Source organism: Streptomyces sp. 8L (assembly GCF_020176795.1).
Lineage (GTDB): Bacteria > Actinomycetota > Actinomycetes > Streptomycetales > Streptomycetaceae > Streptomyces.
Genome location: NZ_JAIUKE010000013.1, coordinates 1 through 25,692 on the forward strand (window position 1 = coordinate 1; position 25,692 = coordinate 25,692).

The 25,692-nt window shown below is 70.9% G+C and carries 20 protein-coding genes; 11 read left to right on the plus strand and 9 right to left on the minus strand.

Annotated elements, in window-relative coordinates; genetic code table 11:
* Positions 1-123 precede the first annotated feature (123 nt).
* The gene (locus tag LCE31_RS01705) at positions 124-1,254 is read right to left on the minus strand and encodes a PAC2 family protein (protein ID WP_225012122.1); all 1,131 of its coding nucleotides are present in this window, start codon (positions 1,252-1,254) and stop codon (positions 124-126) included.
* Positions 1,255-1,628: 374 nt separating this feature from the next.
* Between LCE31_RS01705 and LCE31_RS01710 the strand changes: the two genes are divergently transcribed.
* From LCE31_RS01710 to LCE31_RS01730, 5 genes are read left to right on the plus strand one after another with little or no spacing between them, the layout of a single operon-like run.
* Positions 1,629-2,948 carry an enolase C-terminal domain-like protein gene (locus tag LCE31_RS01710; protein WP_225012123.1) on the plus strand — a complete coding sequence of 440 codons (1,320 nt, stop codon included), beginning with the start codon at positions 1,629-1,631 and terminating at the stop codon, positions 2,946-2,948.
* Positions 2,945-3,763, plus strand: a complete 819-nt coding sequence (locus tag LCE31_RS01715) for an SDR family NAD(P)-dependent oxidoreductase (protein WP_225012124.1) — start codon at positions 2,945-2,947, stop codon at positions 3,761-3,763. Before LCE31_RS01710 ends, LCE31_RS01715 begins: the two co-directional genes overlap by 4 nt.
* Before the next feature lie 31 nt (positions 3,764-3,794).
* Positions 3,795-4,862 (plus strand): sugar ABC transporter substrate-binding protein, encoded by a 1,068-nt coding sequence (locus LCE31_RS01720; protein ID WP_225012125.1) that lies wholly within the window; start codon positions 3,795-3,797, stop codon positions 4,860-4,862.
* A 5-nt stretch (positions 4,863-4,867) separates the two neighbouring features.
* Positions 4,868-6,406: a sugar ABC transporter ATP-binding protein gene (locus LCE31_RS01725; protein WP_225012126.1), complete on the plus strand. Its 1,539-nt coding sequence runs from the start codon at positions 4,868-4,870 to the stop codon at positions 6,404-6,406.
* Positions 6,403-7,428 (plus strand): ABC transporter permease, encoded by a 1,026-nt coding sequence (locus LCE31_RS01730; RefSeq protein ID WP_225012127.1) that lies wholly within the window; start codon positions 6,403-6,405, stop codon positions 7,426-7,428. Before LCE31_RS01725 ends, LCE31_RS01730 begins: the two co-directional genes overlap by 4 nt.
* 92 nt (positions 7,429-7,520) lie before the next feature.
* On the opposite strand, the gene LCE31_RS01735 is transcribed toward LCE31_RS01730, so the two are convergent.
* The 5 genes from LCE31_RS01735 to LCE31_RS01755 form a co-directional block, all read right to left on the minus strand.
* The gene (locus LCE31_RS01735; protein ID WP_225012128.1) at positions 7,521-8,192 is read right to left on the minus strand and encodes a FadR/GntR family transcriptional regulator; all 672 of its coding nucleotides are present in this window, start codon (positions 8,190-8,192) and stop codon (positions 7,521-7,523) included.
* Positions 8,193-8,305: 113 nt separating this feature from the next.
* Positions 8,306-9,919: a glycerol-3-phosphate dehydrogenase/oxidase gene (locus LCE31_RS01740; RefSeq protein ID WP_225012129.1), complete on the minus strand. Its 1,614-nt coding sequence runs from the start codon at positions 9,917-9,919 to the stop codon at positions 8,306-8,308.
* A 105-nt stretch (positions 9,920-10,024) separates the two neighbouring features.
* Positions 10,025-11,572 carry a glycerol kinase GlpK gene (gene glpK / locus LCE31_RS01745; RefSeq protein WP_225012130.1) on the minus strand — a complete coding sequence of 516 codons (1,548 nt, stop codon included), beginning with the start codon at positions 11,570-11,572 and terminating at the stop codon, positions 10,025-10,027.
* 64 nt (positions 11,573-11,636) lie between these two features.
* Positions 11,637-12,428 (minus strand): MIP/aquaporin family protein, encoded by a 792-nt coding sequence (locus tag LCE31_RS01750; protein WP_225012131.1) that lies wholly within the window; start codon positions 12,426-12,428, stop codon positions 11,637-11,639.
* Positions 12,429-12,651: 223 nt separating this feature from the next.
* Positions 12,652-13,458, minus strand: coding sequence for an IclR family transcriptional regulator (locus LCE31_RS01755; protein WP_225012132.1), 807 nt, complete (start codon positions 13,456-13,458; stop codon positions 12,652-12,654).
* Between the two features lie 195 nt (positions 13,459-13,653).
* On the opposite strand from LCE31_RS01755, the gene metH reads away from it, so the two are divergent.
* The 3 genes from metH to LCE31_RS01770 all read left to right on the plus strand — a co-directional run bounded on the left by metH (position 13,654) and on the right by LCE31_RS01770 (position 20,017).
* Positions 13,654-17,172 (plus strand): methionine synthase, encoded by a 3,519-nt coding sequence (metH, locus tag LCE31_RS01760; protein ID WP_225012133.1) that lies wholly within the window; start codon positions 13,654-13,656, stop codon positions 17,170-17,172.
* Positions 17,173-17,324: 152 nt separating this feature from the next.
* On the plus strand, positions 17,325-18,026 hold the full coding sequence (locus LCE31_RS01765) for an HAD family hydrolase (protein WP_225012134.1): 702 nt from the start codon (positions 17,325-17,327) through the stop codon (positions 18,024-18,026).
* Between the two features lie 386 nt (positions 18,027-18,412).
* Positions 18,413-20,017 (plus strand): ABC transporter substrate-binding protein, encoded by a 1,605-nt coding sequence (locus tag LCE31_RS01770; protein WP_225012135.1) that lies wholly within the window; start codon positions 18,413-18,415, stop codon positions 20,015-20,017.
* A gap of 348 nt (positions 20,018-20,365) precedes the next feature.
* On the opposite strand, the gene LCE31_RS01775 is transcribed toward LCE31_RS01770, so the two are convergent.
* Positions 20,366-20,980, minus strand: a complete 615-nt coding sequence (locus LCE31_RS01775) for a response regulator (protein ID WP_374118374.1) — start codon at positions 20,978-20,980, stop codon at positions 20,366-20,368.
* Between the two features lie 83 nt (positions 20,981-21,063).
* Positions 21,064-21,960, minus strand: a complete 897-nt coding sequence (locus LCE31_RS01780; protein WP_225012137.1) for a RecB family exonuclease — start codon at positions 21,958-21,960, stop codon at positions 21,064-21,066.
* A gap of 64 nt (positions 21,961-22,024) precedes the next feature.
* On the opposite strand from LCE31_RS01780, the gene LCE31_RS01785 reads away from it, so the two are divergent.
* The 3 genes from LCE31_RS01785 to LCE31_RS01795 all read left to right on the plus strand — a co-directional run bounded on the left by LCE31_RS01785 (position 22,025) and on the right by LCE31_RS01795 (position 25,112).
* Entirely contained in the window at positions 22,025-23,299 is a 1,275-nt protein-coding gene (locus LCE31_RS01785) for a site-2 protease family protein (RefSeq protein WP_225012138.1), read from the plus strand.
* Between the two features lie 91 nt (positions 23,300-23,390).
* Positions 23,391-24,284, plus strand: coding sequence for a tRNA (adenine-N1)-methyltransferase (locus LCE31_RS01790; protein WP_225012139.1), 894 nt, complete (start codon positions 23,391-23,393; stop codon positions 24,282-24,284).
* Positions 24,285-24,512: 228 nt separating this feature from the next.
* Entirely contained in the window at positions 24,513-25,112 is a 600-nt protein-coding gene (locus tag LCE31_RS01795) for a hypothetical protein (protein ID WP_225012140.1), read from the plus strand.
* 113 nt (positions 25,113-25,225) lie between these two features.
* Here the strand turns inward: LCE31_RS01795 and LCE31_RS01800 are convergent, their stop codons facing one another.
* Positions 25,226-25,543 (minus strand): ferredoxin, encoded by a 318-nt coding sequence (locus LCE31_RS01800; protein WP_225012141.1) that lies wholly within the window; start codon positions 25,541-25,543, stop codon positions 25,226-25,228.
* Positions 25,544-25,692 lie beyond the last annotated feature (149 nt).

Sequence of the window (25,692 nt, forward strand, 5' to 3'; positions counted from 1 at the left end):
CCGGGGGGGGCGCGGGGCGCCCCCCCCCGCCCCGCCCCGCCCGGGCCCCCCCCCCCGCGGCGGGGGCGCGCCCCCCGGGCCCCCCTTCGGTAGGTACCGGAGTTCCGTCCTCTGTACCGGAGATCAGTCCTCCGACGAATCGCCGCTGCCGCTGCCGTTCCCCTCGCGCTTGCCACTGTCGGTGCCGGTGTCAGTGTCATCGGGGGCATCGGGCTTGCCCTTGCCGGGCTCACCGGCGTCGCCGTCCGCGGTGCTCTCCCCGGCGTCGTCGTCCCCGCGCCCCTCGCCGGTGTCCGCCGCGGGCAGGTCGTGCTCCTGGTCGTGCGTACCGCGGGACGGCTTCGGCCAGGTGCGGCCCACGCCCCCCTCGGTCGCGCGGCCCGTGCTTCCCGCCGGCCCGCCGCGGCCCGGTTCGCCGTCGCGCCGTCTGAGGTACCGCTCGAACTCGCGGGCGATCGCCTCGCCCGACGCCTCCGGCAGCTCCGCGGTGTCGCGCGCCTCCTCAAGCGACTGCACGTACTCCGCGACCTCGCTGTCCTCCGACGCGAGTTGGTCGACACCGAGCTGCCAGGCGCGCGCGTCCTCGTTCAGCTCGCCGAGCGGGATGCGGACCCCGATCAGGTCTTCGAGCCGGTTGAGGAGCGCGAGCGTCGCCTTCGGGTTCGGGGGCTGCGACACGTAGTGCGGGACGGCGGCCCACAGGCTCACCGCGGGCACACCGGCGTGCGTGCACGCCTCCTGGAGGATGCCGACGATGCCCGTGGGCCCCTCATACCGGGTCTCCTCCAGGTCCATGGTCCGCGCCAGCGCCGGATCCGAGGTGACGCCGCTGACCGGTACCGGCCTGGTGTGCGGGGTGTCGCCGAGCAGCGCCCCCAGGATGACCACCAGCTCCACGCCCAGCTCGTGGGCGAAGCCCAGGATCTCGTTGCAGAAGGAACGCCACCGCATCGACGGCTCGATGCCACGCACCAGCACCAGGTCCCGCGGGGTGTCACCGGCCACCCGCACCACCGAGAGCCGTGTCGTGGGCCACGTGACCTTGCGCGCGCCGCCCTCCATGAACACCGTGGGCCGGTTGACCTGGAAGTCGTAGTAGTCCTCGGCGTCGAGCGCCGCGAACACCTCCCCCTTCCACTCCCGGTCCAAGTGGGCGACCGCCGTGGACGCCGCGTCTCCGGCGTCGTTCCAGCCCTCGAACGCGGCCACCATGACCGGGTCGATCAGCTCGGGAACCCCCTCGAGCTCGATCACCCAGGCCTCCTTCCGAAGTTCTCTGTCGTACGGACCAACCTTACGGCTTCACAGCTGCCCGTCCGCAGTCCCGCGTACGCCAGGAGCGTGCCGGAGCACCCGGCGGGAACGGGCCCGAGCAGGCGGTCCGCCCGGAGCGGTGCCGTGTACGCGCCTCGCGCGGGGCATGCCGTACGCACCTCGCGCGGGCGTCCCGCGCCTGTGCCGTACGTGCTTCCGGCCGTACTCACGGCGCGAAGCCGATGTGGGCCGCAGTCATCCGATCTGTGATCTCAATTTGCGCACGACCCCTGGACGTTTCGCCTCGGACGGCGCTATACATCGGATGACCAAAGAGGTCCGATGTTCTTCCGTTCTCGCGAGGGAGTGCGTGCATGAGTCCGACCGTCACGGGGTTCGAGGTTCACGACATCCGTTTTCCCACCTCGGAACAGCTCGACGGCTCGGACGCCATGAATCCGGACCCCGACTACTCGGCGGCCTACGTCGTCCTGCGTACCACGGACGGCGCGGAAGGGCACGGTTTCAGCTTCACCATCGGCCGCGGCAACGACGTGACGGCCGCCGCCATCGAGGCGCTGCGCGGCTATGTCGTCGGCCGGCCCACCCCGCGTACGGCGGCCCAACTCGCCTCCCTCTACCACGATCTGACGCACGACTCCCAACTGCGCTGGCTCGGGCCCGAGAAGGGCGTGATGCACATGGCCGCGGGCGCCGTCGTCAACGCGGCCTGGGACCTGGCGGCCACTCAGGCGGGCCTGCCCCTCTGGGAGTTCCTCTCCGGCATGTCGCCGGAGGAGATCGTCTCGCTGGTGGACTTCCGCTATCTGACGGATGTGCTCACCCCCTCGGAAGCGCTGGAGATCCTCCGGGCCGCGCGGCCCGGCCGCGCCGAGCGTGCCGCCGCCCTGCGCGCGGAGGGCTATCCCGCGTACACCACGTCGCCGGGGTGGATCGGCTACTCCGACAGCAAGCTGGTGATGCTCGCCAAGCAGGCGGTGGCGGACGGGTTCGGGCAGATCAAGCTGAAGGTCGGCGGCGACCTCGCGGACGACGTACGGCGGATGAGGCTGGCCCGCGACGCGGTGGGCCCCGGCGTCCGGATCGCCGTCGACGCCAACCAGCGCTGGGACGTGGCCGACGCGGTGCGCTGGATGTCCGCGCTCGCGCCGTACGACCCGCACTGGATCGAGGAGCCCACCAGCCCGGACGACGTGCTCGGCCACGCCGCCATCAGATCCGGCCAGCCGGTGAAGGTCGCCACCGGCGAACACGTGGCGAACCGGGTCGTGTTCAAGCAGCTGCTCCAGGCGGAGGCCGTCGACTTCGTGCAGATCGACGCGGCGCGGGTGGCCGGTGTGAACGAGAACGTGGCGATCCTGCTGCTCGCCGCCAAGTACGGCCTGCCGGTGTGCCCGCACGCCGGCGGGGTCGGCCTGTGCGAACTGGTGCAGCACCTCTCGATGTTCGACTACGTCGCGGTCTCCGGCAGCAAGGAGGGCCGCGTCATCGAATACGTGGACCACCTGCACGAGCACTTCGCCGACCCGGTGCGCATCGTCTCGGGGAACTACGCGGCCCCTACCGCACCGGGCTTCTCCGCGCGCATGCTGCCGGAGTCGATCGCCGCGTACAGCTTTCCCGAAGGGCCCGTGTGGCGGGCCCGCCGCACCGAGGAGGAAGCAGCTTCATGACCCCGCCGACCGTCCGGAGCACACCGGAGGCGCCCGCCGCGCCGGTGCTGCGGGACTTCGAAGGCCTGGCCGCGCTCGTCACCGGCGGCGCGTCGGGGATCGGTGCCGCCGTCGCGGCGCTGCTGCTCGCGCGCGGCGCCCGCGTCGCGGTGCTGGACCGCGAGATCGCCGGCGCCCCCGAGGGGACGCTCGCGCTCGCCGCGGACGTCACCGACGACGACGCCGTGCACCGGGCCGTGGACACGGCGGCGGGCGAGTTCGGCGCGCTGCACACGGTGGTGTCCAACGCCGGTATCGGCGCCGCGGGCACCGTCCTCGACAACGCGGACGACGAGTGGCGCCGCGTACTGGACGTCAATGTCATGGGCATGGTACGGACGGCCCGCCATGCCGTCCCGCACCTGCGCCGGGCCGCGCCCGGCGCCCCCGGGGCTGTCTCGATCACCCAGACCTGCTCGATCGCCGCCACCGCGGGGCTGCCCCAACGGGCCCTGTACAGCGCGAGCAAGGGCGCGGTGCTCTCCCTGACCCTCGCCATGGCGGCCGACCATGTGCGCGAGGGCATCCGCGTCAACTGCGTCAACCCCGGGACGGCGGACACCCCTTGGGTGGGACGCCTGCTCGACGAGGCACCCGACCCCGAGGCCGAGCGAGCGGCCCTGAACGCCCGCCAGCCCACCGGACGGCTGGTGACGGCCGACGAGGTCGCGGCGGCCGTCGTCCATCTCGCCAGCCCCGCCGCGTCCGCCGTCACCGGGACGGCGCTCGCGGTCGACGGCGGAATGCAGGGCCTGCGCCTGCGCCCCGCCACCTGAGCCGACACATACATCTAAGGACGGGACAACCATGCTCCGAGACACCATGGGGCGAAGCCCACTCGGCAGGCTGCGGACGACGGGTGCCGCGGCCTGCGCCGTACTGCTGTCGGTGACGGTCCTCGCGGGCTGCAACCGGGGGAGCGACAGCGCCTCGGACGGCGGCAAGGTCGGCGTCGACCTGCCGCGCAGCGACACCGACTTCTGGAACTCGTACCAGCAGTACATCCAGAAGGACATCAAGGGCGGCGCGGTGAGCGCGCTGCCGCTGACCAACTCGCAGAACGACATCGGCAAGCTGGCGTCCAACGTGCAGGCGCTGACCGACCAGGGCGCGAAGGCCATCGTGATGGCCCCGCAGGACACCGGCGCCGTGGCCCAGACGCTCCAGACGCTGAGCGACAAGAAGATACCCGTGGTCAGCGTCGACACCCGGCCCGACAAGGGCAAGGTCTACATGGTGGTGCGCGCCGACAACGTCGCGTACGGCACCAAGGCGTGCATGTTCCTCGGCCAGCAGCTCAAGGGCAAGGGCAAGGTCGCGGAGTTCGAGGGCGACCTGTCCTCCATCAACGGCCGTGACCGCTCGCAGGCGTTCAAGTCCTGCATGACCAAGAACTTCCCGGCCGTCAAGGTGATCGAGCTGGCCACCAACTGGGAGGGCAACGTCGCCTCGTCGAAGCTCCAGTCGACGCTGGCCGCCAACCCGGACCTCAACGGCCTCTACATGCAGGCCGGCGGCGTGTTCCTGGCGCCCACCCTGGCGCTGCTCCAGCAGAAGCACCTGCTGAAGCCGGCCGGCACCAAGGGCCACATCACCATCATCTCCAACGACGGCATCCCGCAGGAGTTCGACGCGATCCGCAAGGGACAGATCGACGCCACGATCTCCCAGCCCGCGGACCTGTACGCCAAGTACGCGCTCCAGTACGCCAAGGAGGCCGTCGAGGGCAAGAAGCAGAAGGTGGGCCCCACCGACCACGACTCCAAGATCGTCAAGATCCCCAACGGGTACGAGGACCAGCTGCCCGCGCCCCTGGTGACCAAGAAGAACGTGGACGACCCGAAGCTGTGGGCCAACCAGCTGGACAAGAAGTAGCGGCGATGGAACAGGCAACGCATCGGACACCCGCCGCGGTGCACGCGGAGGGCGTCGTCAAGCGCTTCGGATCGACCGTCGCGCTGGACGGCGTCCGGCTGACGGTGCGGCCCGGCGAGTCGCACGCGCTCGTCGGCCGCAACGGCGCGGGAAAGTCCACACTCGTCAGCGTCCTCACCGGCCTGCACCGGCCGGACGAGGGCCGGGTCAGCTTCAGCGGCGAGCCCGCCCCCGCCTACGGGGACACGGCGGCCTGGCAGTCCCGGGTCGCCTGCGTCTACCAGAAGTCCATGGTGGTTCCGGACCTGACGGTCGCCGAGAACCTCTTCCTCAACAACTTCGCCGCGCGGGACGCGGGTGCGAAACGGCTCATCGGCTGGGGTGCACTGCGCAGGCGCGCCGCCGAACTCCTCGCCGGATACGGCGTGGACGTCGACCCGACGACCCGCGCCAAGGATCTGACCGTGGAGCAGCGGCAGTTCGTGGAGATCGCGCGGGCGCTGTCCTTCGGTGCCCGTCTGATCATCCTGGACGAGCCGACCGCGCAGCTCGACGCGCGGGGAATCCAGCGGCTGTTCACGAAGCTGCGCGAACTCCAGGACCAGGGCGTCGCGTTCCTGTTCATCTCGCACCACCTCCAGGAGGTGTACGAGCTGTGCACCGCGGTCACCGTGTACCGCGACGCGAAGCACGTACTCAGCGCACAGGTGGCCGACCTGCCGAAGGACGACCTGGTGGCCGCCATGACCGGCGACGCGGCCCGCTCGGCCGGCGCCTGGCACGCGGGCGAGAACTCCGCGGCCCTGGACCGCGCCGAGCCCGTCCTGGTGACCGAACGCCTCGCCCTGGACGGGGTGTTCGAGCCGCTCGACCTCCAGGTGCGGCCCGGCGAGGTGCTCGGCGTCGCGGGCGCGGCGGCCAGCGGCACCGTGGCGCTCGGCGAGATCCTCGTCGGTATGCGGGCGCCGACCTCCGGCGCGGTCGCGGTGGGCGGCAGGCCGGTCAGGCCCGGCAGTGTGCCCGACGCGCTGAAGGCGGGCATCGGCTACATCCCCGAAGACCGCCACCAGCAGGGCCTGGTCGTCGGCCGCAGCATCGCGGAGAACGCGACGCTCACGGTCGCCGACCAGCTCGGCCGCTGGGGCACCGTGATGCCGTCCAGGACCAGGGCGTTCGCCCGGTCGATGATCGAGGCGCTCGACATCAAGACGACGGGGCCGGAGCAGCCGGTCTCCGGCCTGTCGGGCGGCAACCAGCAGAAGGTCGTGGTGGCGCGCGCCCTCGCGCGCGACCCCAGGGCGCTGGTGGCCGTGCGCCCCACGGCCGGCGTCGACATCAAATCGAAGGACTCGCTGCTCGGCGTGGTGCGCCGGGTGGCCGACGAAGGCAGCGCGGCCGTGATCATCTCGGACGAGCTGGACGACCTGCGGGTGTGCGACCGCGTCCTCGCCCTGTTCCACGGGCGCGTGGTGGCCACGTTCGGCAGCGGGTGGAAGGACCGGGAACTGGTCGCCGCCATGGAAGGTGTGGGGGAGCGGGAATGACCGAGACCATGCGTCCGCCGGTGGCGGACCGTACCGAGAGCCTCAGCCCGCGCGGCAGGCTCCGGCTGATCAGATGGAGCGACTTCTCGCTCGTGCCCGTGATCGTCGTGCTGATGGTGATCGGGTTCATCGTCTCGCCGGCCTTCCTGACCGCCAACAACCTGACGGGCGTGCTCCAGTCGGCGTCCGAGCTCAGCCTGCTGGTGCTGGGCGAGGCGCTGGTGCTGATCACGGGCCGGATGGACCTGTCGCTCGAGTCGACCATCGGCGTCGCGCCCGCGATCGCGATGTGGCTGGTGCTGCCGACGCACGGCGGCCGGTTCGACGGGCTGGGCCTGCCGACCTGGACGGCCATCCCGTTCGACCTGCTCGTCGGCCTGGCCATCGGGGCGTTCAACGCCTTCCTGATCCTGAGGCTCCGCGTCAACGGCTTCATCGCCACCCTCGGCATGCTGACGATGCTGCGCGGGCTCCAGATCGGCATCACCGGCGGCAAGTCCATCTCCGACGTCCCGGACTCCTTCCGCTACCTCGGCAAGACCGAGTGGATCGGGCTGCCCGCGGCCGTGTGGCTGTGCCTGATCCTGTTCGCGCTCGGCGGGGTGGCGCTCGCCTGGTTCCGGCACGGCAGGTCGCTCTACGCGATCGGCGGCAATCCGGAGGCGGCGCGCGCCGCCGGCATCCGGGTCGACCGGGTCACCTGGATCGTGCTCGGCATCGCCAGCCTGCTCGCGGCGTTCGCCGGCATCCTCTACACGGGCCACTACGGCTCGGTCGCCGCCGACCAGGGCAACGGGTGGATCTTCAACGTGTTCGCCGCCGCCGTCATCGGCGGGGTCAGCCTCAAGGGCGGGCGCGGCACCATCTTCGGCGCGCTCACCGGTGTCCTCACGCTCCAGCTGGTGGTGAACGTGATGACGCTCGCCGGTGTGCCGCCGGAGTGGGACCAGTTCCTCAACGGCGCGATCATCATCGTCGCGCTGATCGTCTCCCGGTTCGCGAGCGGCGAGAAACAGGACTGACCCGGGCCGCGGGGCCCTCGCGAAGGGGCTCGTGCCCGGCACCGACCGGTGCCGGCCGCGAGCCCCTTCTCCGTCATGGCCCCGGGGGCGCCTCACAGCGTCGAGCGCAGCCACATCTCCACGCTCGCGATGTGCACCGTCGCCCACGACCTGGCCGCCTCGGCGTCCCGGTCCCGCAGCGCGGCGAGGATCGCCCGGTGCTCGTGCAGGGTGCGGCTGACCGCGTCCTGCTGTGTGAGGCCGCGCCATATCCGCGCCCGTGTCGTCGGCCCGGAGAGGCCGTCCAGCAGGGACACCAGCACCGAGTTGCCGGAGCACCGCACGATCCCCCGGTGGAACTCCAGGTCGGACGCGACCAGTTCCTCCACCGACGGATCAGCGCCCAGCGCGTCGAGCTGGCGGTCGAGGGCCGTCAGCTCGTCCCCGGTGATCCGCGCACTCGCCATCGCCGTCGCCGCGGGCTCCAGGATGCGGCGGACCGCGAGGAACTCGAGCACCGTGTCGTCGCGGTGGAAGTCCACCACGAAGCTCAGCGCCTCCAGCAGCAACTGCGGGTCCAGGCTCGTGACATACGTGCCGTCGCCCTGCCGCACATCGAGGATGCGCATCAGGGCGAGCGCGCGTACCGCCTCCCGCAGGGAGTTCCTGGACAGGCCGAGGTCGGCCGCCAGTTCACTCTCCTTGGGGAGGCGGTCACCCGGGCGAAGGGCCCCGGAGACGATCATCCCCTTGATCTTCTCTATGGCCTCGTCGGTGACAGCCACGGGTGACCTCCAGACATCCGATGTATCTGCCCCCATTATGCGTCGGACGGAGAGTCCTCAGGGACAGATACGCGGTTGTCCGTCTTCGGTCCGGTCACCCGCCGCGGCCGCCGTCAGTGGCGCCGGGCGAGCACTTCCTCCACCTTCGTCTTGATCGCGTCGGTGTCCAGGCCCCGGATGGTGAGCGTGGTGCGGCGCCGCAGCACGTCCTCTGCGGTCTGCGCCCACTCGTGGTCCCTGGCATAGACGACCTGCGCCCAGATCTCCGGTGCCTCCGGGTGGATGCGCTCGGCCAGCTCCGGCTTCTCGTACGTCAGGCGCGCGATGTCGTACGCGAGCGTGCCGTAGTGCGTCGCCAGGTGCTTGGCCGTGTCCGGGGCGATCCCGGCGTTCGGGACGCCCTCGTCGATGAGCAGCCGGTGCGCGACGGCGTGCGGGTTCGCGATGCCCGGCAGCGGCATCTTCTTCGGCAGCTCGGAGACCGGCTCCGCGCCCTGCCCGAGCGGGTGTCCCGGCAGAGTCTCCAGCTTCGTCAGCACCATGCGGCCGATGTGCCGGAAGGTGGTCCACTTGCCGCCCGCCACCGACAGCATGCCGCCCGTGCCCTCGGTCACCACGGTCTCCCGCTTCGCCGTGGACGTACCGCCGGGACCGCCGGGCAGCACCCGAAGGCCCGCGTACGAGTAGGCGATCAGGTCCCGGGAGAGCTGCTGGTCCGTCACGGACAGCGAGGCCTCGTCGAGGATCTGCCGGATGTCCTTCTCGTTGACCGCCACGTCCGCAGGGTCGCCCTCGTACTCCTCGTCCGTGGTGCCGAGGACGAGCATGTCCTCCCACGGCAGCGCGAACGTGATGCGGTACTTGTCGATGGGCGTGGCGAGCGCGGCGCGCCACGGAGCGGTCCTGCGCAGCACCAGGTGCGCGCCCTTGGACAGCCGGATGGACGGAGCGGCGCCCGGGTCCTCCATCTTCCTGAGGTGGTCGACCCAGGGGCCGGTCGCGTTGAGCACCAGGCGCGCGTCGACGCCGAACTCGCTGCCGTCCGTACGGTCCCTGAGATCGGCGCCGGTCACCCGGCCCCCGGTGAACCGGAGTCCCGTCACCTCCGCGTGGTTGAGCACGGCGGCCCCGGAGTCGACGGCGGCGCGTACGGTCATGAGCGCCATCCGCGCGTCGTTCATCTGGTCGTCCCCGTACACGGCGACGGCCCGCAGGTTCTCCGTGCGCAGCTCGGGCACCGCGCGCCGCGCCTTCTCCGGCGAGATGACGTGCCCGACGCCGTCGCCGAACGCGGACAGCGCGGAGTAGGCGAACACGCCGGCGCCCAGCTTGGCCGCGCCGTGCGGCCCGCCCCGGTAGACCGGCAGGTAGAAGGTGAGCGGGTTGGCGAGGTGCGGCGCCACCTGGTGGGCGACGGCCCTGCGCTCGAAGTGGTTCTCCGCGACCAGCTTCACGGCGCCGGTCTGGAGGTAGCGCAGCCCGCCGTGCAGCAGCTTCGACGAGGCCGAGGAGGTGGCCCCGGCGAAGTCGCCGCTGTCCACCAGGGCCACCCTGAGCCCCGACTGCGAGGCATGCCAGGCGGTGGAGATGCCCAGGATGCCGCCGCCGATCACCAGGAGGTCGAAGGCCGCGTGGTCCATCTGGTCGCGGATCTCGGCGCGGCTCGGCAGTGAGCCGCCGGCCAGGTGCGTCCCGAGTGCCGGGGCGCTGCGCAGGGCGGTGTTCATACGTACTCCTCGTCAGCCGTCGTGCAGCTGCGTTTCGTGTAACCGTGTCAGCGGTGTCGCTCGGCCGGGCGCCGGGGTGCCGGCGGCCGGTTGCGGCGCCCGGGGTCAGACGTCGCTGTCCTCCAGCCAGCCCTTGGTCCGTTCGACGGCCTTGAGCCAGTTCTTGTACTCGCGGTCGCGGACCTCCGCCTCCATGTGCGGGGTCCACTCGGCCGCCCTGCGCCAGTTCGCGCGCAGCGCCTCGGTGTCCGGCCAGAAGCCCACCGCGAGGCCCGCCGCGTACGCCGCGCCGAGCGCCGTGGTCTCCGCGACCAGGGGGCGCACGACCGGGGCGTCGAGGACGTCGGCGAGCGTCTGCATCAGCAGGTTGTTGGCGGTCATGCCGCCGTCGACCTTCAGCGTGGTCAGTTCGACGCCGGAGTCCTTCGTCATGGCGTCGCTGATCTCGCGGGTCTGCCAGGCCGTGGCCTCCAGGACGGCACGGGCGATGTGCGCCTTGGTGACGTAGCCGGTGAGCCCGGCGATCACTCCGCGCGCGTCCGGATTCCAGTGCGGCGCGAAGAGGCCGGAGAACGCGGGTACGAAGTAGGCGCCGCCGTTGTCCTCGACGGACGAGGCCAGCGTCTCGATCTCCGGCGCCGTCTTGATCAGACCCATCTGGTCGCGCATCCACTGCACGAGAGCGCCCGTCACCGCGATGGAGCCCTCCAGCGCGTACACGGTGGGCTGGTCGCCGATGCGGTAGCCGACCGTGGTGAGCAGGCCCGCGTACGAGTTCACCGGCTTGGTGGAGGTGTTCATCAGCATGAACGTGCCGGTGCCGTACGTGGACTTCGCGTCGCCCTCGCTGAAGCAGCACTGGCCGAACAGCGCGGCCTGCTGGTCGCCGAGCGCCGACGCGACCGGGATGCCGTCCAGCACGCCGCCCTTGGCCGTCCCGTACACCTCGGAGGAGGACTTGATCTTCGGCAGCATGACGGACGGCACGCCCATCGACTCGCAGATCCGCTCGTCCCACTGGAGGTTGTGCAGGTTCATGAGCATGGTGCGGGAGGCGTTGGTCACGTCGGTGACGTGCGCCCCGCCGTTCGTACCGCCGGTGAGGTTCCAGATGACCCAGGTGTCCATCGTGCCGAACAGGATCTCGCCGCGCTCCGCGCGCTCGCGCAGCCCCTCGACGTTGTCCAGCAGCCAGCGCGCCTTCGGGCCCGCGAAGTACGTGGACAGCGGCAGGCCGGTCTCCCTGCGCCAGCGGTCCGCGCCGACGTTGCGGCCCAGCTCGCGGGTGAGCGCGTCGGTGCGGGTGTCCTGCCAGACGATCGCGTTGTGCACCGGCTCGCCGGTGTTCTTGTCCCACAGCAGCGTCGTCTCGCGCTGGTTGGTGATGCCGATGGCCTTGACGTCGTTCTTGGTGATGCCGGCCTTGCTGATGGCGCCCGCCACCACTTCCTGGACGTTCACCCAGATCTCGGCCGCGTCGTGCTCCACCCAGCCCGGCCTGGGGAAGATCTGCTCGTGCTCCTTCTGGTCCACGGCCACGATGCGGCCGTCCCGGTCGAAGACGATGCAGCGGCTCGATGTCGTGCCCTGGTCGATGGCCGCGATGAACGGGCCCGTTCCGTGGGACGAGGTCCCGGTGGTGTTCTCGGTCACGGTGATCAACTCCTGCTGCGTCGGAGAAGTGGAAGGGGGAGGTAACCGGCTGCGGCCGGAGCGCTCACGCGAACGCCAGCTCGTAGAAGCCGGCGGCGAGCGCCGCGCCCGCCAGTGGTCCGAACACCGGGACCCAGGCGTACGTCCAGTCGGAGCCGCCCTTGTTCTTGAGCGGCAGCAGCGCGTGGACGATGCGCGGGCCGAGGTCACGGGCCGGGTTGATGGCGTATCCGGTCGGCCCGCCGAGGGAGAGGCCGACGGACACCACGACGAAGGCGGTGATCAGGATGCCGATGGCGCCGAGGCCGTTGCCCTTCTGGTTGAGGCCCTGCGTCAGGATCGCGATGACCAGCACGAATGTGCCGATGACCTCCGTCAGGAAGTTCTGCACGTAGTGGCGTATCTCAGGTCCTGTGGAGAAGATGCCGAGCACGGGGCCGGCCTTGGGCGCGGTCCTCTGGTCGACGAGGCCCTCCTCGGCGGGCTGCGCCGCGATCACTTCGGGATCGCTCAGGAAGGCCTTGAACTGGCCCAGGTAGGCGACCCACACCAGGAAGGCGCCGATCATGGCGCCCAGCAGCTCCGAACCCATGTAGAGCGGGACGTCACCCCATTTGATGCCGCCCTGGATGGCCAGGGCCAGCGTCAGCGCCGGGTTGAGCGACGCCGCCGACTTCGGTGCGGAGAGGTAGGCGCCGGCCATGACGGCGAAGCCCCAGCCGAAGCTGATGGCCACCCAGCCCGCGCCGAACGCTTTCGACCGTTTGAGTACCACGCCGGCTACCACGCCACCGCCGAGCAGGATCAGCATGGCGGTACCGGACGTTTCACCCACGAATATGTCGAGATTGGACACCCGAGACTCCTTCGTCCTGGGAAGGCGGATCTCCGGGGGTGCCGGCGGTCCGCGCCCTCCTGGGGGGCACTTGCTGCCAGTCGAGTTGTCTTATTGTCGCCCGTCCCTTGCGGCAACTGTTCGACATTGTCGACCGCTGTACGGCAGTCTCGTCCTGAGAGCAAGAGCCGTCAAGAGTTCCGCAATCCGAACCTCTCGCAGTTCCGATCATGCGCTATTCGGGTCAAAACCGCCCGTTGCCGATATCCCGGGACACGGAACGCGCGCAGACACGGACGGCGGCCACCAGATCGCTCCGGACCTGCGGGCCTGTCGCACCCCCTTGACCTGAGTCTTCACCGAGATCGTCCGGTGGGCACAGCCGCTCGGTCGCGCCGGTGACCGCGATCGCCCCGACCGCCATCCCGTGCCGGTCGCGGATCGGCGCGGCCACCGCCGCCACGCCCTCCCACGTCTCCTCGACGTCGAGGGCCCAGCCCCGTTCCCTGACGGTGGCGAGCTCGGACTCGAAGGATTCGGGCAGCGTGACCGTCCGCGCGGTGAAGGGGCGCCGCTGCCCCTCCAGCGCGTCGTTGTGCGCGACCGGGTCGAAGGCGCACAGCACCTTCCCGAGCGCCGTGGAGTGCAGCGGCTGCATGGCGCCGACCTCCAGCACCTGGCGGCTGTCGTCGGGCCGGAAGACGTGGTGCACGATCAGGACGCCCCCCTGGTGGAGCACGCCGAGGTGGACGCTCTCCCCGCTGGAGCGCGCCAGGTCGTCCGTCCAGACGAGGGCGCGCGCCCGCAGCTCGTGCACGTCCAGATAGCTGTTGCCGAGCCGCAGCAGCTCAGCCCCCAGCTGGTAGCGGCCCGAGGTCGCGTCCTGCTCGACGAACCCCTCCGCCTGGAGGGTCCGCAGGATTCCGTGCGCCGTTCCCTTGGCCAGCCCCAGCGAGGAGGCGATGTCGGACAGGCCGAGCCGGCGCTCGCCGCCCGCCAGCAGGCGCAGCACGGCCGCAGCCCGCTCAAGCGACTGAATGTTCTTCGCCATCCACGGACTCCGTTCGCTATTCGACAATGCTGAACACTATCGGTCCATGCCGAATCAGTCTGCCGAACGCGGCCCCGAAGGACCACGCCGTGGACGCCCGCCCCCCATCGCGGCGGTCCCGGCTAGGCTGGCCGCGTGCCCCGCGCACCGCACCGGGGCAAAGCCGACAGCCGTCGCATCTACGGGAGTGAATCCATGGCCTCGTCGCCGACCCCATCCCCCTCCAGTGACAGCCGTACCCGCGTCGACGCCCTGCGCGACGCGTTCGCCACCCGGGTGGTGGTCGCGGACGGCGCCATGGGGACCATGCTCCAGGCGCAGGACCCCACCCTCGCGGACTTCCAGGACCTCGAAGGCTGCAACGAGATCCTGAACGTGACCCGCCCCGACATCGTCCGCTCCGTCCACCAGGAGTACTTCTCCGTCGGAGTCGACTGCGTCGAGACCAACACCTTCGGCGCCAACTTCGCCGCGCTGGGCGAGTACGACATCCCCGAGCGCGTCTTCGAGCTCTCCGAGGCGGGCGCGCGCATCGCCCGCGAGGTCGCCGACGAGTTCACCGCGTCCACCGGGCAGCAGCGCTGGGTGCTCGGCTCGATGGGCCCCGGCACCAAGCTGCCCACGCTCGGCCACGCCCCGTACACCAAGCTCCGCGACGCCTACCAGAGCAACGCCGAAGGCATGATCGCGGGCGGCGCCGACGCCCTCCTCGTCGAGACCACCCAGGACCTCCTCCAGACGAAGGCCGCCATCCTCGGCGCGCGCCGCGCCCTGGCGGCCACCGGCGCGAACCTGCCGGTCATCTGCTCCGTCACCGTGGAGACCACCGGGACGATGCTGCTCGGCTCGGAGATCGGCGCCGCGCTGACCGCGCTCGAGCCCCTCGGCATCGACATGATCGGCCTCAACTGCGCCACCGGCCCGTCCGAGATGAGCGAGCACCTCCGCTACCTGGCCAAGCACTCCCGCGTCCCGCTGTCCTGCATGCCCAACGCGGGCCTGCCCGTCCTCGGCAAGGACGGCGCCCACTACCCGCTCCAGCCCGCCGAGCTCGCCGACGCCCAGGAGACCTTCGTCGGCGAGTACGGCCTCTCCCTGGTCGGCGGCTGCTGCGGCACCACGCCCGAGCACCTGCGCCAGGTCGTCGAGCGGGTGCGGGGCGCCGAGCGCGGCGAGCGCGTGCCGCAGCCCGAGCCCGGCGCCGCCTCGCTCTACCAGACCGTGCCGTTCCGGCAGGACACCTCGTACCTCGCGATCGGCGAGCGCACCAACGCCAACGGGTCCAAGAAGTTCCGCGAGGCCATGCTGGAGGGCCGCTGGGACGACTGCGTGGAGATGGCACGGGACCAGATCCGCGAGGGTGCCCACATGCTCGACCTGTGCGTCGACTACGTCGGCCGCGACGGCGTCGCCGACATGGACGAGCTCGCGGGGCGCTTCGCCACCGCCTCCACCCTGCCGATCGTGCTCGACTCCACCGAGCTGAACGTGCTGCGGGCCGGGCTGGAGAAGCTCGGCGGCCGCGCCGTCATCAACTCGGTCAACTACGAGGACGGCGACGGCCCCGAGTCCCGCTTCCACAAGGTCACCGAGCTGGCCGCCGAGCACGGCGCCGCGCTGATCGCGCTGACCATCGACGAACAGGGCCAGGCCCGCACCGTCGAGAACAAGGTGGCCATCGCGGAGCGCCTGATCGAGGACCTGACCGGCACCTGGGGCATCCACGAGTCCGACATCCTGATCGACTGCCTCACCTTCACCATCTGCACCGGCCAGGAGGAGTCGCGCGGTGACGGCGTCGCCACCATCGAGGCGATCCGCGAACTCAAGCGCAGGCACCCCGACGTCCAGACCACGCTCGGCCTGTCCAACATCTCCTTCGGCCTCAACCCGGCCGCCCGCACCGTCCTCAACTCCGTCTTCCTCGACGAGTGCGTCAAGGCGGGCCTGGACTCGGCCATCGTGCACGCGTCCAAGATCCTGCCCATCGCGCGCCTCGACGAGGAGCAGGTCAAGGCCGCCATGGACCTGATCTACGACCGGCGCTCCGAAGGCTACGACCCGCTCCAGAAGCTGATGGAGCTGTTCGAGGGCGTCAACACCAAGTCGATGAAGGACAGCAGGGCCGAGGAACTGCTCGCCCTGCCCCTGAGCGAGCGCCTGGAGCGCCGCATCATCGACGGCGAGAAGAACGGCCTGGAGGCCGACCTCGACGCGGCCCTCGCCGAGCGCCCCGCGCTGGAGATCGTCAACGAGACGCTGCTGAACGGCATGAAGGTCGTCGGCGAGCTGTTCGGCTCCGGCAAGATGCAGCTGCCCTTCGTGCTCCAGTCCGCCGAGGTCATGAAGACCGCGGTGGCGTACCTGGAACCGCACATGGAGAAGTCCGACGACGAGGGCAAGGGCACCATCGTCCTCGCGACCGTCCGCGGCGACGTCCACGACATCGGCAAGAACCTCGTGGACATCATCCTCTCCAACAACGGCTACACCGTCGTCAACCTGGGCATCAAGCAGCCCGTCTCCGCGATCCTGGAGGCCGCCGAGGAGCACAAGGCCGATGTCATCGGCATGTCGGGACTCCTCGTCAAGTCCACCGTGATCATGAAGGAGAACCTGGAGGAGCTGAACCAGCGCCAACTGGCCGCCGACTTCCCGGTCATCCTCGGCGGCGCCGCGCTCACCCGCGCCTACGTCGAACAGGACCTCCACGAGATCTACGAGGGCGAGGTCCGCTACGCCCGCGACGCCTTCGAGGGCCTGCGGCTGATGGACGCCCTCATCGCCGTCAAGCGCGGCGTCCCCGGCGCCGCCCTGCCCGAGCTCAAGCAGCGCAGGGTCAAGTCCGCGGCCACCACCGCCGTACTGGAGCGGCCCGAGGAGACCGTCACCCGCTCCGACGTCGCCACCGACAACCCGGTGCCCGCCCCGCCGTTCTGGGGCAGCCGCGTCGTCAAGGGCATCCGGCTCGCGGAGTACGCGTCCTGGCTCGACGAGGGCGCCCTCTTCAAGGGGCAGTGGGGCCTCAAGGAGACCCGCGCCGGCGACGGCCCCTCCTACCAGGAGCTGGTGGAGAACGAAGGCCGCCCGCACCTGCGCGGCTGGCTCGACCAGATGCACACGCAGAACCTCCTCGAAGCGGCCGTCGTCTACGGCTACTTCCCCTGCGTCTCCAAGGGCGACGACCTGATCCTCCTGAACGAGGACGGCTCCGAGCGCACCCGCTTCACCTTCCCGCGCCAGCGCAGGGGCCGCCACCTCTGCCTCGCGGACTTCTTCCGCCCGGAGGAATCCGGCGAGACGGACGTCGTCGGCCTCCAGGTCGTCACGGTCGGCTCGAAGATCGGCGAGCGCACGGCCGAACTGTTCGAGGCCAACTCCTACCGCGACTACCTGGAGTTGCACGGCCTGTCCGTGCAACTCGCCGAGGCGCTCGCCGAGTACTGGCACGCACGCGTGCGCTCCGAGCTCGGCTTCGCGGGCGAGGACCCGTCCGACGTCGAGGACATGTTCTCCCTGAAGTACCGCGGTGCCCGCTTCTCCCTGGGCTACGGGGCCTGCCCCGACCTGGAGGACCGGGCGAAGATCGCCGCGCTGCTGGAGCCCGAGCGGATCGGCGTGCACCTCTCGGAGGAGTTCCAGCTCCACCCGGAGCAGTCCACCGACGCCATCGTCATCCACCACCCCGAGGCGAAGTACTTCAACGCGCGGTAACCGGATCGTCATCCCCGGCGCACCGGCACGCCGGGCGTCACGCGGCGGCGGGACGTACACTGGTCGGTCCAGCGCGGGCCGGCCGCCTGCCCTGGCGGGGGAACCCGTACGGGCAGGCGGCCGGCCTTCTCGTCCCCATGGAGGTGTGCCGGATGACCAGTACGGTCCCCGCGTCCTTGACCCGAACGGCCGAGGGCTTCGCCCTGCAGGCCGTGCTGCTCGACATGGACGGCACCCTGGTGGACAGCGAGGGCATCTGGTGGGAGGCGGAGAGCGACGTCTTCAAGGAGCTCGGGCACGTCCTGGACGAGGGCTGGCGCGACATCGTCGTGGGCGGGCCGATGACGCGCAGCGCGGGGTTCCTCATCGAGGCGACCGGGGCCGACGTCACCCTCGACGCCCTGGTGGTCCTGCTCAACGACGCCTTCGAGAACCGCATCAGACAGGGGGTGCCCCTGATGCCGGGGGCGGCCGGGCTGCTGGCCGAACTCACCGCCCACCAGGTACCCACCGCCCTCGTCTCCGCCTCCCACCGGCGCATCATCGACCAGGTCCTGCTCTCCCTCGGCCCCGAGCACTTCGCGCTCACCGTCGCGGGTGACGAGGTGGCACGCACGAAGCCGCACCCGGACCCCTACCTGGTCGCCGCGCGCGGCCTCGGCGCGGAGCCCGGCCGGTGCGCGGTGATCGAGGACACCGCCACGGGGGTGGCCTCGGCCGAGGCGGCGGGCTGCCACGTCGTCGCCGTGCCGTCCGTCGCGCCGATCGCGCCCGCGCCGGGCCGCCACATCGCGACCTCGCTGGAGGAGATCGACCTCGCCCTGCTGCGGGGCCTGGCCGGGCGCGCCCGCTGACCGGAGCTCCCCCGAAGGAGCAGGTACGAACCGTGCGTTGGAGGTGGCCGGCACGGGGGGCGTCCATGCCCGTGGCCAGGGCGTCCTGCCGGGTGACTTTCATCACTCAGCGTCGGCATCCTGAACCGTCGGGGCCGCTCCGCAGGCCGGTTCGCGATGCCCATGTGTCCCGGTTGGTGAAGGCCTGTACGAAACATGCGACACCCTTGTCTTCACAGGCCGTTAAGGGCCATCACTGAGTGATGCCCCGTCCCGGGAAGCCCGTTCGGGGAGCCGGACCCACGGCGGCTAGTGTCGGGGCGAGTTCGGCGCCGCTGCCACCCGCGTGGGTGTCCGGCGCCTGGGACCGCCGCGTCCAGGTTTCCCCCACAAGGAGTTAGCCCACGATGAAGCACAAGACCCTGGTGCTGTCGGCAGCCGTCGGCCTGCTCGCACCCGTCATGGCAGGCTGCGGCGATTCGGGCGACGGTTCGGACAGCGGCAGTGCCATCGTCGTGGGCACCACCGACCACTTCACCGCGACCAAGCCGAACCCGGCGCCCTTCGATCCGGCGTTCGCCTACGACACGGGTTCCTGGAACGTCCTGCGGCAGACCCTCCAGACCCTGACGCACGTGCCGCGCGGCGGCGGCGTGCCGGTGCCGGAGGCGGCGAGCCACTGCGCCTTCAGCAACGGGAACCTGACCTACAGCTGCACCCTGCGGGCGGGCCTGAAGTTCGCCAACGGCGACACGCTCACGGCGGCCGACGTCAAGTACTCGCTCCAGCGGGTCCTGTCCATCCACGACCTCAACGGCGCGGTCGGCCTGCTGACCAACATCGCCGACATGGACACCAGCGGCCGGGACATCGTCTTCCACCTCAAGTCGCCCGACGCCACGTTCCCCTACAAGCTCGCGACTCCGATCGCGGGCATCGTCAACCCCAAGCAGTACGCGCCGAAGAAGCTCCGCGACGGCTTCGAGGTCGACGGCTCGGGGCCGTACACCTTCAAGGCCGAGGTGAAGGACAACACCCTGGTCAAGGGGACCTTCACCAAGAACCCCACGTACAAGGGCGACTTGAAGGTGCAGAACAACAAGGTCGAGATGCGGGTGTACCCGGACGCCCCCGCCATGGGCACGGCACTCGACAAGGACGACATCGACGTGATGCTCCGGTCGATGACGCCGGATCAGATCAAGTCCCTCACGGACAAACCGCGCAAGGACATCAACCTCACCGAGATGCCCGGACTCGAAATCCGCTACATCGGCTTCAACACCTCGGCGCCGATCGGCAAGGAGAAGGCCATACGCCAGGCCATGGCGTACGTGGTCGACCGCGACAAGCTGATCAACCAGGTCTACGGCACGACGGCGTCGCCGCTCTACTCGAACATCCCGGCCGGCATCACGGGCCACACCAACTCCTTCTTCAACCAGTACGGCGCCCAGCCGTCGCTGTCGAAGGCGGCGCAGGTGCTCCAGAGCGCCGGTATCCACACGCCGGTGAAGCTGACCATGAACTACACGACGGACCACTACGGCGCCGCCACCGCCAAGGAGTTCCAGGTCCTCCAGAGCCAGTTCAACGACAGCAAGCTGTTCGACGTCACCATCAAGGGCACGCCTTGGAAGGAGTTCAGGCCCGCCGAGACCAGCGGCAAGTACGCGGTCTACGGCATGGGCTGGTTCCCCGACTTCCCGGACCCCGACAGCTACGTGGCGCCGTTCTTCGACAAGGACAACTTCCTCGGCAGCCCGTACAACAACCCGCAGATCCGGGGCCAGCTGATCCCGAAGTCGCGCCGCGAGGCCGACCGGGGCGCGGCGTCGGACACCTTCGGCCAGATCCAGGACATCGTGGCCGACGACGTGCCGATCCTGCCGCTCTGGCAGGGCAAGCAGTACGTGGCGGCGCGCACCGACATCACGGGTGTGGAGTGGGCGGTCGACTCGTCGGCCAACTACTCGCTGTGGGAGCTCGGCAAGGGCACCACGACCGACTGACGCGCCACCAGGACACACGCCGTCCGCCCCCGGGCCCCCCCCCCCCCCCCGGGCGGCCCGCGGGCCCGGGCCCCCCGCCCCCGCCGCCCGCCCCCCCCCCCCCCCCCCCCCCCGCGCCCCCCCGCGCCCCCCCCCCCCCGCCGGCCCCGGGGGGGGGGCCCGGGCGCCGCGGCGGCCGGCCCCCGCGGTGGCCCGGGCCGGACCGAAGGAGCCCGCCCCGCGGACACGGGACGAGAAGCCCTCCACGGAGGCACGGACGCACGAAGGCACGGGGCACGGACGCACGGAGGCGCACAGGGGGCACGGGCGCGCGGGGACCCGCGGGGCGTACGGAAGGCGGGCGCGCGCCTACTGGGCGCCCGGCCGCACCAGCCCGCTCTCGTACGCGTACACCGCCGCCTGGACCCGGTCCCGCAGGCCCAGCTTCGTCAGGACATGCCCCACGTGCGTCTTGACCGTCGTCTCGCTGACGAACAGGTCCGCCGCGATCTCCGCGTTCGACAGGCCGCGGGCCACCAGCTTGAGCACCTCGACCTCCCGCTCCGTCAGCGTGTTCAGCGCGTGCGGCACGGGCTCCTCGCCCGAGGGCAGGTGGTCCGCGTACTTGTCCAGCAGCCGCCGTGTGATGCTCGGGGCGAGCATCGCCTCGCCCGCCGCCACCACCCGGATCGCCTGCACCAGCTCGATCGCGGGGGCGTCCTTCAGGAGGAAGCCGCTGGCACCGGCCCGCAGCGCCTCCACCACGTACTCGTCGAGGTCGAACGTCGTCAGGACCAGCACCTTGGCCGGGCCGTCCCGGCCGGGACCCGTGATCTGCCGCGTGGCCTCGACGCCGTCCATCCGCGGCATGCGGATGTCCATCAGCACCACGTCGGGCTGGAGGGCGCGCACCTGCTCGATGGCCTGGAGGCCGTCCCCGGCCTCGCCGACGACCGCGATGTCCTGCTCCACCTCCAGGATCATCCGGAAACCGGTGCGAAGCAGCGGTTGGTCGTCGACCAGCAGGACTCGAACAGTGCCGGTGCCCACGCTCACGGGTACCCCTCTCAATGGACCACGCCCATCATGCCCTGCCCGTCCTGCGCCGACGTCGTCAGCGGGTAGACCGGGGGAGTGCCCCCGAATTCCGGGCAGAACGCCTGGTGGTCGCACCATCCGCACAGCTTCGTCGGCCGCGGCGGGAACTCGCCCGTCTCCGTCGCCCGCCGGATCGCGTCCCACAGCGCGAGCAGCTTGCGCTCCACCCGCTCCAGGTCCGCGAGCACCGGGTCGTACGTCAGCACGTCCCCGCTGCCCAGGTACACGAGCTGGAGGCGGCGCGGCACCACACCCTTCAGCCGCCACACCACCAGGGCGTAGAACGCCATCTGGAAGTGCGCGCTCTCGGCGTACTGGGGCCGCGGCGCCTTGCCCGTCTTGTAGTCGACGATCCGCACCTCGCCCGTCGGCGCCACGTCCACCCGGTCGATCACGCCGCGCAGCCGCAGCCCCGAGTCGAGCTCCGTCTCCACGAACATCTCGCGCTCCGCGGGTTCGAGCCGGGTCGGGTCCTCCAGCGCGAACCACCGCTCCACCAGCGCCTCCGCCTGCGCGAGCCAGGCCGCGAGCCGCTCGCCCGCCTCGTCCCCCGCGAACAGCCCGGCCAACTCGGGGCGCGCCGCCACCAGCCTGTCCCACTGGTGCGGCACCATCGCCTTCGCCCGAGGCGCCGTGCGCTCACCGGCCGGATCGTCGAAGAGGCGCTCCAGGACGGCGTGCACCAGCGTGCCCCGGGTGGCCGCCTCGCTCGGCTTCTCCGGCAGTTTGTCGATCACCCGGAAGCGGTAGAGCAGGGGGCACTGCATGAAGTCGTTCGCCCGGGACGGCGACAGAGAGGCGGGAGGCACGCTCGTACTCATGCCGAAGACCCTACGACCCGCCACCGACAGCGATCCGCATACCATCGACTACAGGGCCTCTCGCACTGCATGATCAAGCAGACGACAGGGCCGACGACGGAAGGAACCCGTGAAACCCCCGAAACCCCCGGAACCGCCGGAAAACAACGAGTCGGGCGAACACGGCACGGGCGGAGCGCGGGACAAGAGCGGCGCACCACAGCCCGGCGGCAAGCCCGCGCGCCCGGCCGACCCCGGAGGCGGCATCCTCGTGGGCCGCCCCTTCGGCGTGCCCGTCTACGTGGGGCCCAGCTGGTTCCTGGTCGCCGCGCTGATCACCTGGCTCTTCGGCGGCCAGCTCGGCGGCATCCTGCCGGACATCGGCAACGCCCGCTACCTCGTGGCGCTGTTCTTCGCCGTCGCCTTCTACGCCTCGGTGTTCGTGCACGAGCTCGCCCACACCGTCGCCGCCCTCCGCTTCAACCTGCCGGTGCGCCGCATCCAGCTCCAGTTCTTCGGCGGGGTCTCCGAGATCGAGAAGGAGTCCGAGACGCCCGGGCGGGAGTTCATCCTCGCGTTCGTCGGCCCGCTCCTGTCCCTGGTCCTCTCCGGGATCTTCTACGCCTTGATGTACGCGGTCGACGCGGGCTCCGTCCCCGGCGTGCTGCTCGCCGGGCTCATGGTCTCCAACCTGATCGTGGCGATCTTCAACTTCCTGCCCGGGCTCCCGCTCGACGGCGGCCGCATGCTGCGCGCCGTCGTCTGGAAGATCACAGGCAAGCCCATGAGCGGCACCGTCGCCGCGGTCTGGGTCGGCAGGGCGCTCGCGGTCGCCGTCCTCGTCGTCCTCATCGGACTGCCGCTGCTCGGCCACGGCGGGCTGCGCGGAGACGGCGGCATCGACGGCGTCGAGACCGTCACGGACGCCCTGATCGCCGCGATCCTCGCCGCGATCATCTGGACCGGCGCGGGCAACAGCCTGCGCATGGCGCGCCTGCGCGAGCACCTGCCGCAGCTCCAGGCCCGCACGCTGACCCGGCGGGCCGTGCCCGTCGAGTCGCACACCCCCCTCTCCGAGGCCCTGCGCCGGGCCAACGAGTCCGGCGCGCGCGCCCTCGTCGTGGTGGACGGCCAGGGCGATCCCACCGGCATCGTGCGGGAGACGTCCATCGTGGGCGTACCGCAGCACCGGCGCCCCTGGGTCGCGGTCAGCACCCTCACCCAGGACCTCACGGACGGCATGAGGGTCCCCGCGGAACTGGGCGGGGAGATACTGCTCGACCGGCTGCGCGCCAACCCGGCCACCGAGTACCTGGTCGTCGAGGAGACCGGGTCGATCTACGGCGTCCTGTCCACGGCCGACGTCGAGAAGGCTTTCGTCGCCGCGATGGCCCGCCCGCAGTGACGCCCGCCGCCCGCCGGGGCCCGGTTCGCCCCAGGGCGGCGGCGGGCGGGCGGCGGACCGGGGGACCGCGGGAAGCGGATAGGCTGGGCACATGTCCGAACCGACCGGTGCCGCCCGCCGTCGCGGGCCCTTCAAGGTCGGGGACCAGGTCCAGCTCACCGACCCCAAGGGACGCCACTACACGTTCACGCTCGAAGCCGGGAAGAACTTCCACACCCACAAGGGTTCCTTCCCGCACGACGAGCTGATCGGTGCTCCCGAGGGCAGTGTTGTCCGAACCACGGGAAACGTCGCCTACCTCGCGCTGCGCCCCCTGCTCCCCGACTACGTCCTGTCCATGCCCCGCGGTGCCGCCGTGGTCTACCCGAAGGACGCGGGCCAGATCCTGGCCTTCGGCGACATCTTCCCGGGCGCCCGCGTCGTCGAGGCGGGCGTCGGCTCCGGCTCGCTCAGCAGCTTCCTGCTGCGGGTCATCGGCGACGAGGGCATGCTGCACTCCTACGAGCGCCGGCAGGACTTCGCGGACGTCGCCAGGGGGAACGTCGAGCGCTACTTCGGCGGTCCGCACCCCGCGTGGGAGCTGACCGTGGGCGACCTCCAGGACAACCTCTCGGACACCGACGTCGACCGCGTCATCCTGGACATGCTCGCTCCGTGGGAGTGCGTGGAGGCCGTCTCCAAGGCCCTCGTGCCCGGCGGCATCCTCATCGCGTACGTCGCGACCACCACCCAGCTCGCCCGCACGGTGGAGACGCTCCGAGAGTTCGGCACGTTCAACGAGCCGGCCGCGTGGGAGTCCATGATCCGCAACTGGCACGTCGAGGGTCTCGCCGTCCGCCCCGACCACCGCATGATCGGGCACACCGGCTTCCTGGTGACCGCCCGCCGCCTCGCCGACGGCGTTGAACCGCCGCTGCGCCGCAGGCGCCCCGCCAAGGGCGCGTACGGCGAGGACTACGAAGGACCCGGCAGCGGCTCGCGCTGACCGCCGGGCCCGGCACGCAACATCCCACCGCCGCCGCCCCGTTCCGCCCACGGCGCGCAACGGGGCGGCGGCGGTTCGCCGTTGGCGCCCGGTAAACGCGGATCAGCGGACACGGGGTCTCCGGAACCGGCCGCCCCCAGCGTTTCGCGCGCGTGTGACGTGTGGCACGATGCTGTCTCCCGCCCATAGTTGGTTTCTCCAGCACCACCGCAACAGGAGACACTAGGCGTGCAGCTCGCCGAGCTCCCGGACCTCGCGCACACCAGGCCCACTCCCATGCACTGGCTCGCCACGGCGACCGCGATGGCCGGCGTCGTCGCCGTCGCGGGCCTCGTCCAGCAGCCGGACACCACCGCCTCCGCCACGTCCTCCCGGCGAGCGCCCTCGATCAGCGGCTCCGCCCCGTCGAGAGCCGCGCACCTGCCCGCGCCCGACGCGGCCACGTTCCGCTTCCCGCTGGAGTGCGGATCGGCCGGCACCGTCGTGACCGCGAAGGCCAGCGGCGACCTGGACGGCGACGGGAGCCCCGAGACGGTCGCGGCCATCCGCTGCGACCTGGGCTCCGGCGCACCGCCGAACGCCATCTACGTCCTCAACAGGGACCGTGCGGGAACGCCGAGGGTCGTCGCCACCCTTCTGGGCGTCGACGCGAGGGAGACCGTCGGCAAGGGCTTCTCGGTCGAGAACCGAACCGTGTACGCCACACTCATCGGCTATTCCAGCCAGAATGTGCCGAGCTGCTGCCCGGACGTCCAGCAGAAGGTTTCCTGGGTCTGGCGCAATGGCGTGTTCGTCCGCAGCGAACAGGGAGACAACAAGAGCGTCTGAAAAACCGCGCCCGGCCGCGGAGACCCCCGCGGAGACCCTGTGCGGCCTCCGGCGCCGGACCTGCGGGGATTACGGGTTGGTCACCGTTGCGTCACCGGGTGATTACTGTGCGATTACTCCGCGTCGGGCCCGACGACCTCGGTGCCGTCCGAGACGCGACGCACGTGGATGCACTCGCCGGGGCACTCCTTCGCGGAGTCCACCACCTCCCGCAGCAGCGGCAGAGGCACGCGGGTGGTCGCGCCGGGCGCCTGGAGCAGCTCGTCGTCCGCGCTCTTGACGTAGGCGAGGCCGTCGATGTCCAGCTCGAAGACATCGCGCGCGTACTGGGCGCAGATGCCGTCACCCGTGCACAGATCCTGATCGATCCAGACCTCCAGCGGGCCGTGGGCCGCGAGGTCATCGGTCGGGGGGTCCTGCTGCACGGTCATATCTCCTGCCGTTTTCTGCGTCGGGCCGGTCCGGCGTGCAACCCTGGGGAACAAGTCGCGCCAGCCATGACGGGTGTTGAACAACTCGACGATACAACCGGCTGCTTTCCGATGGTGCTGGGTGGGTATTTGCCTGGCGTGAGGGAGAG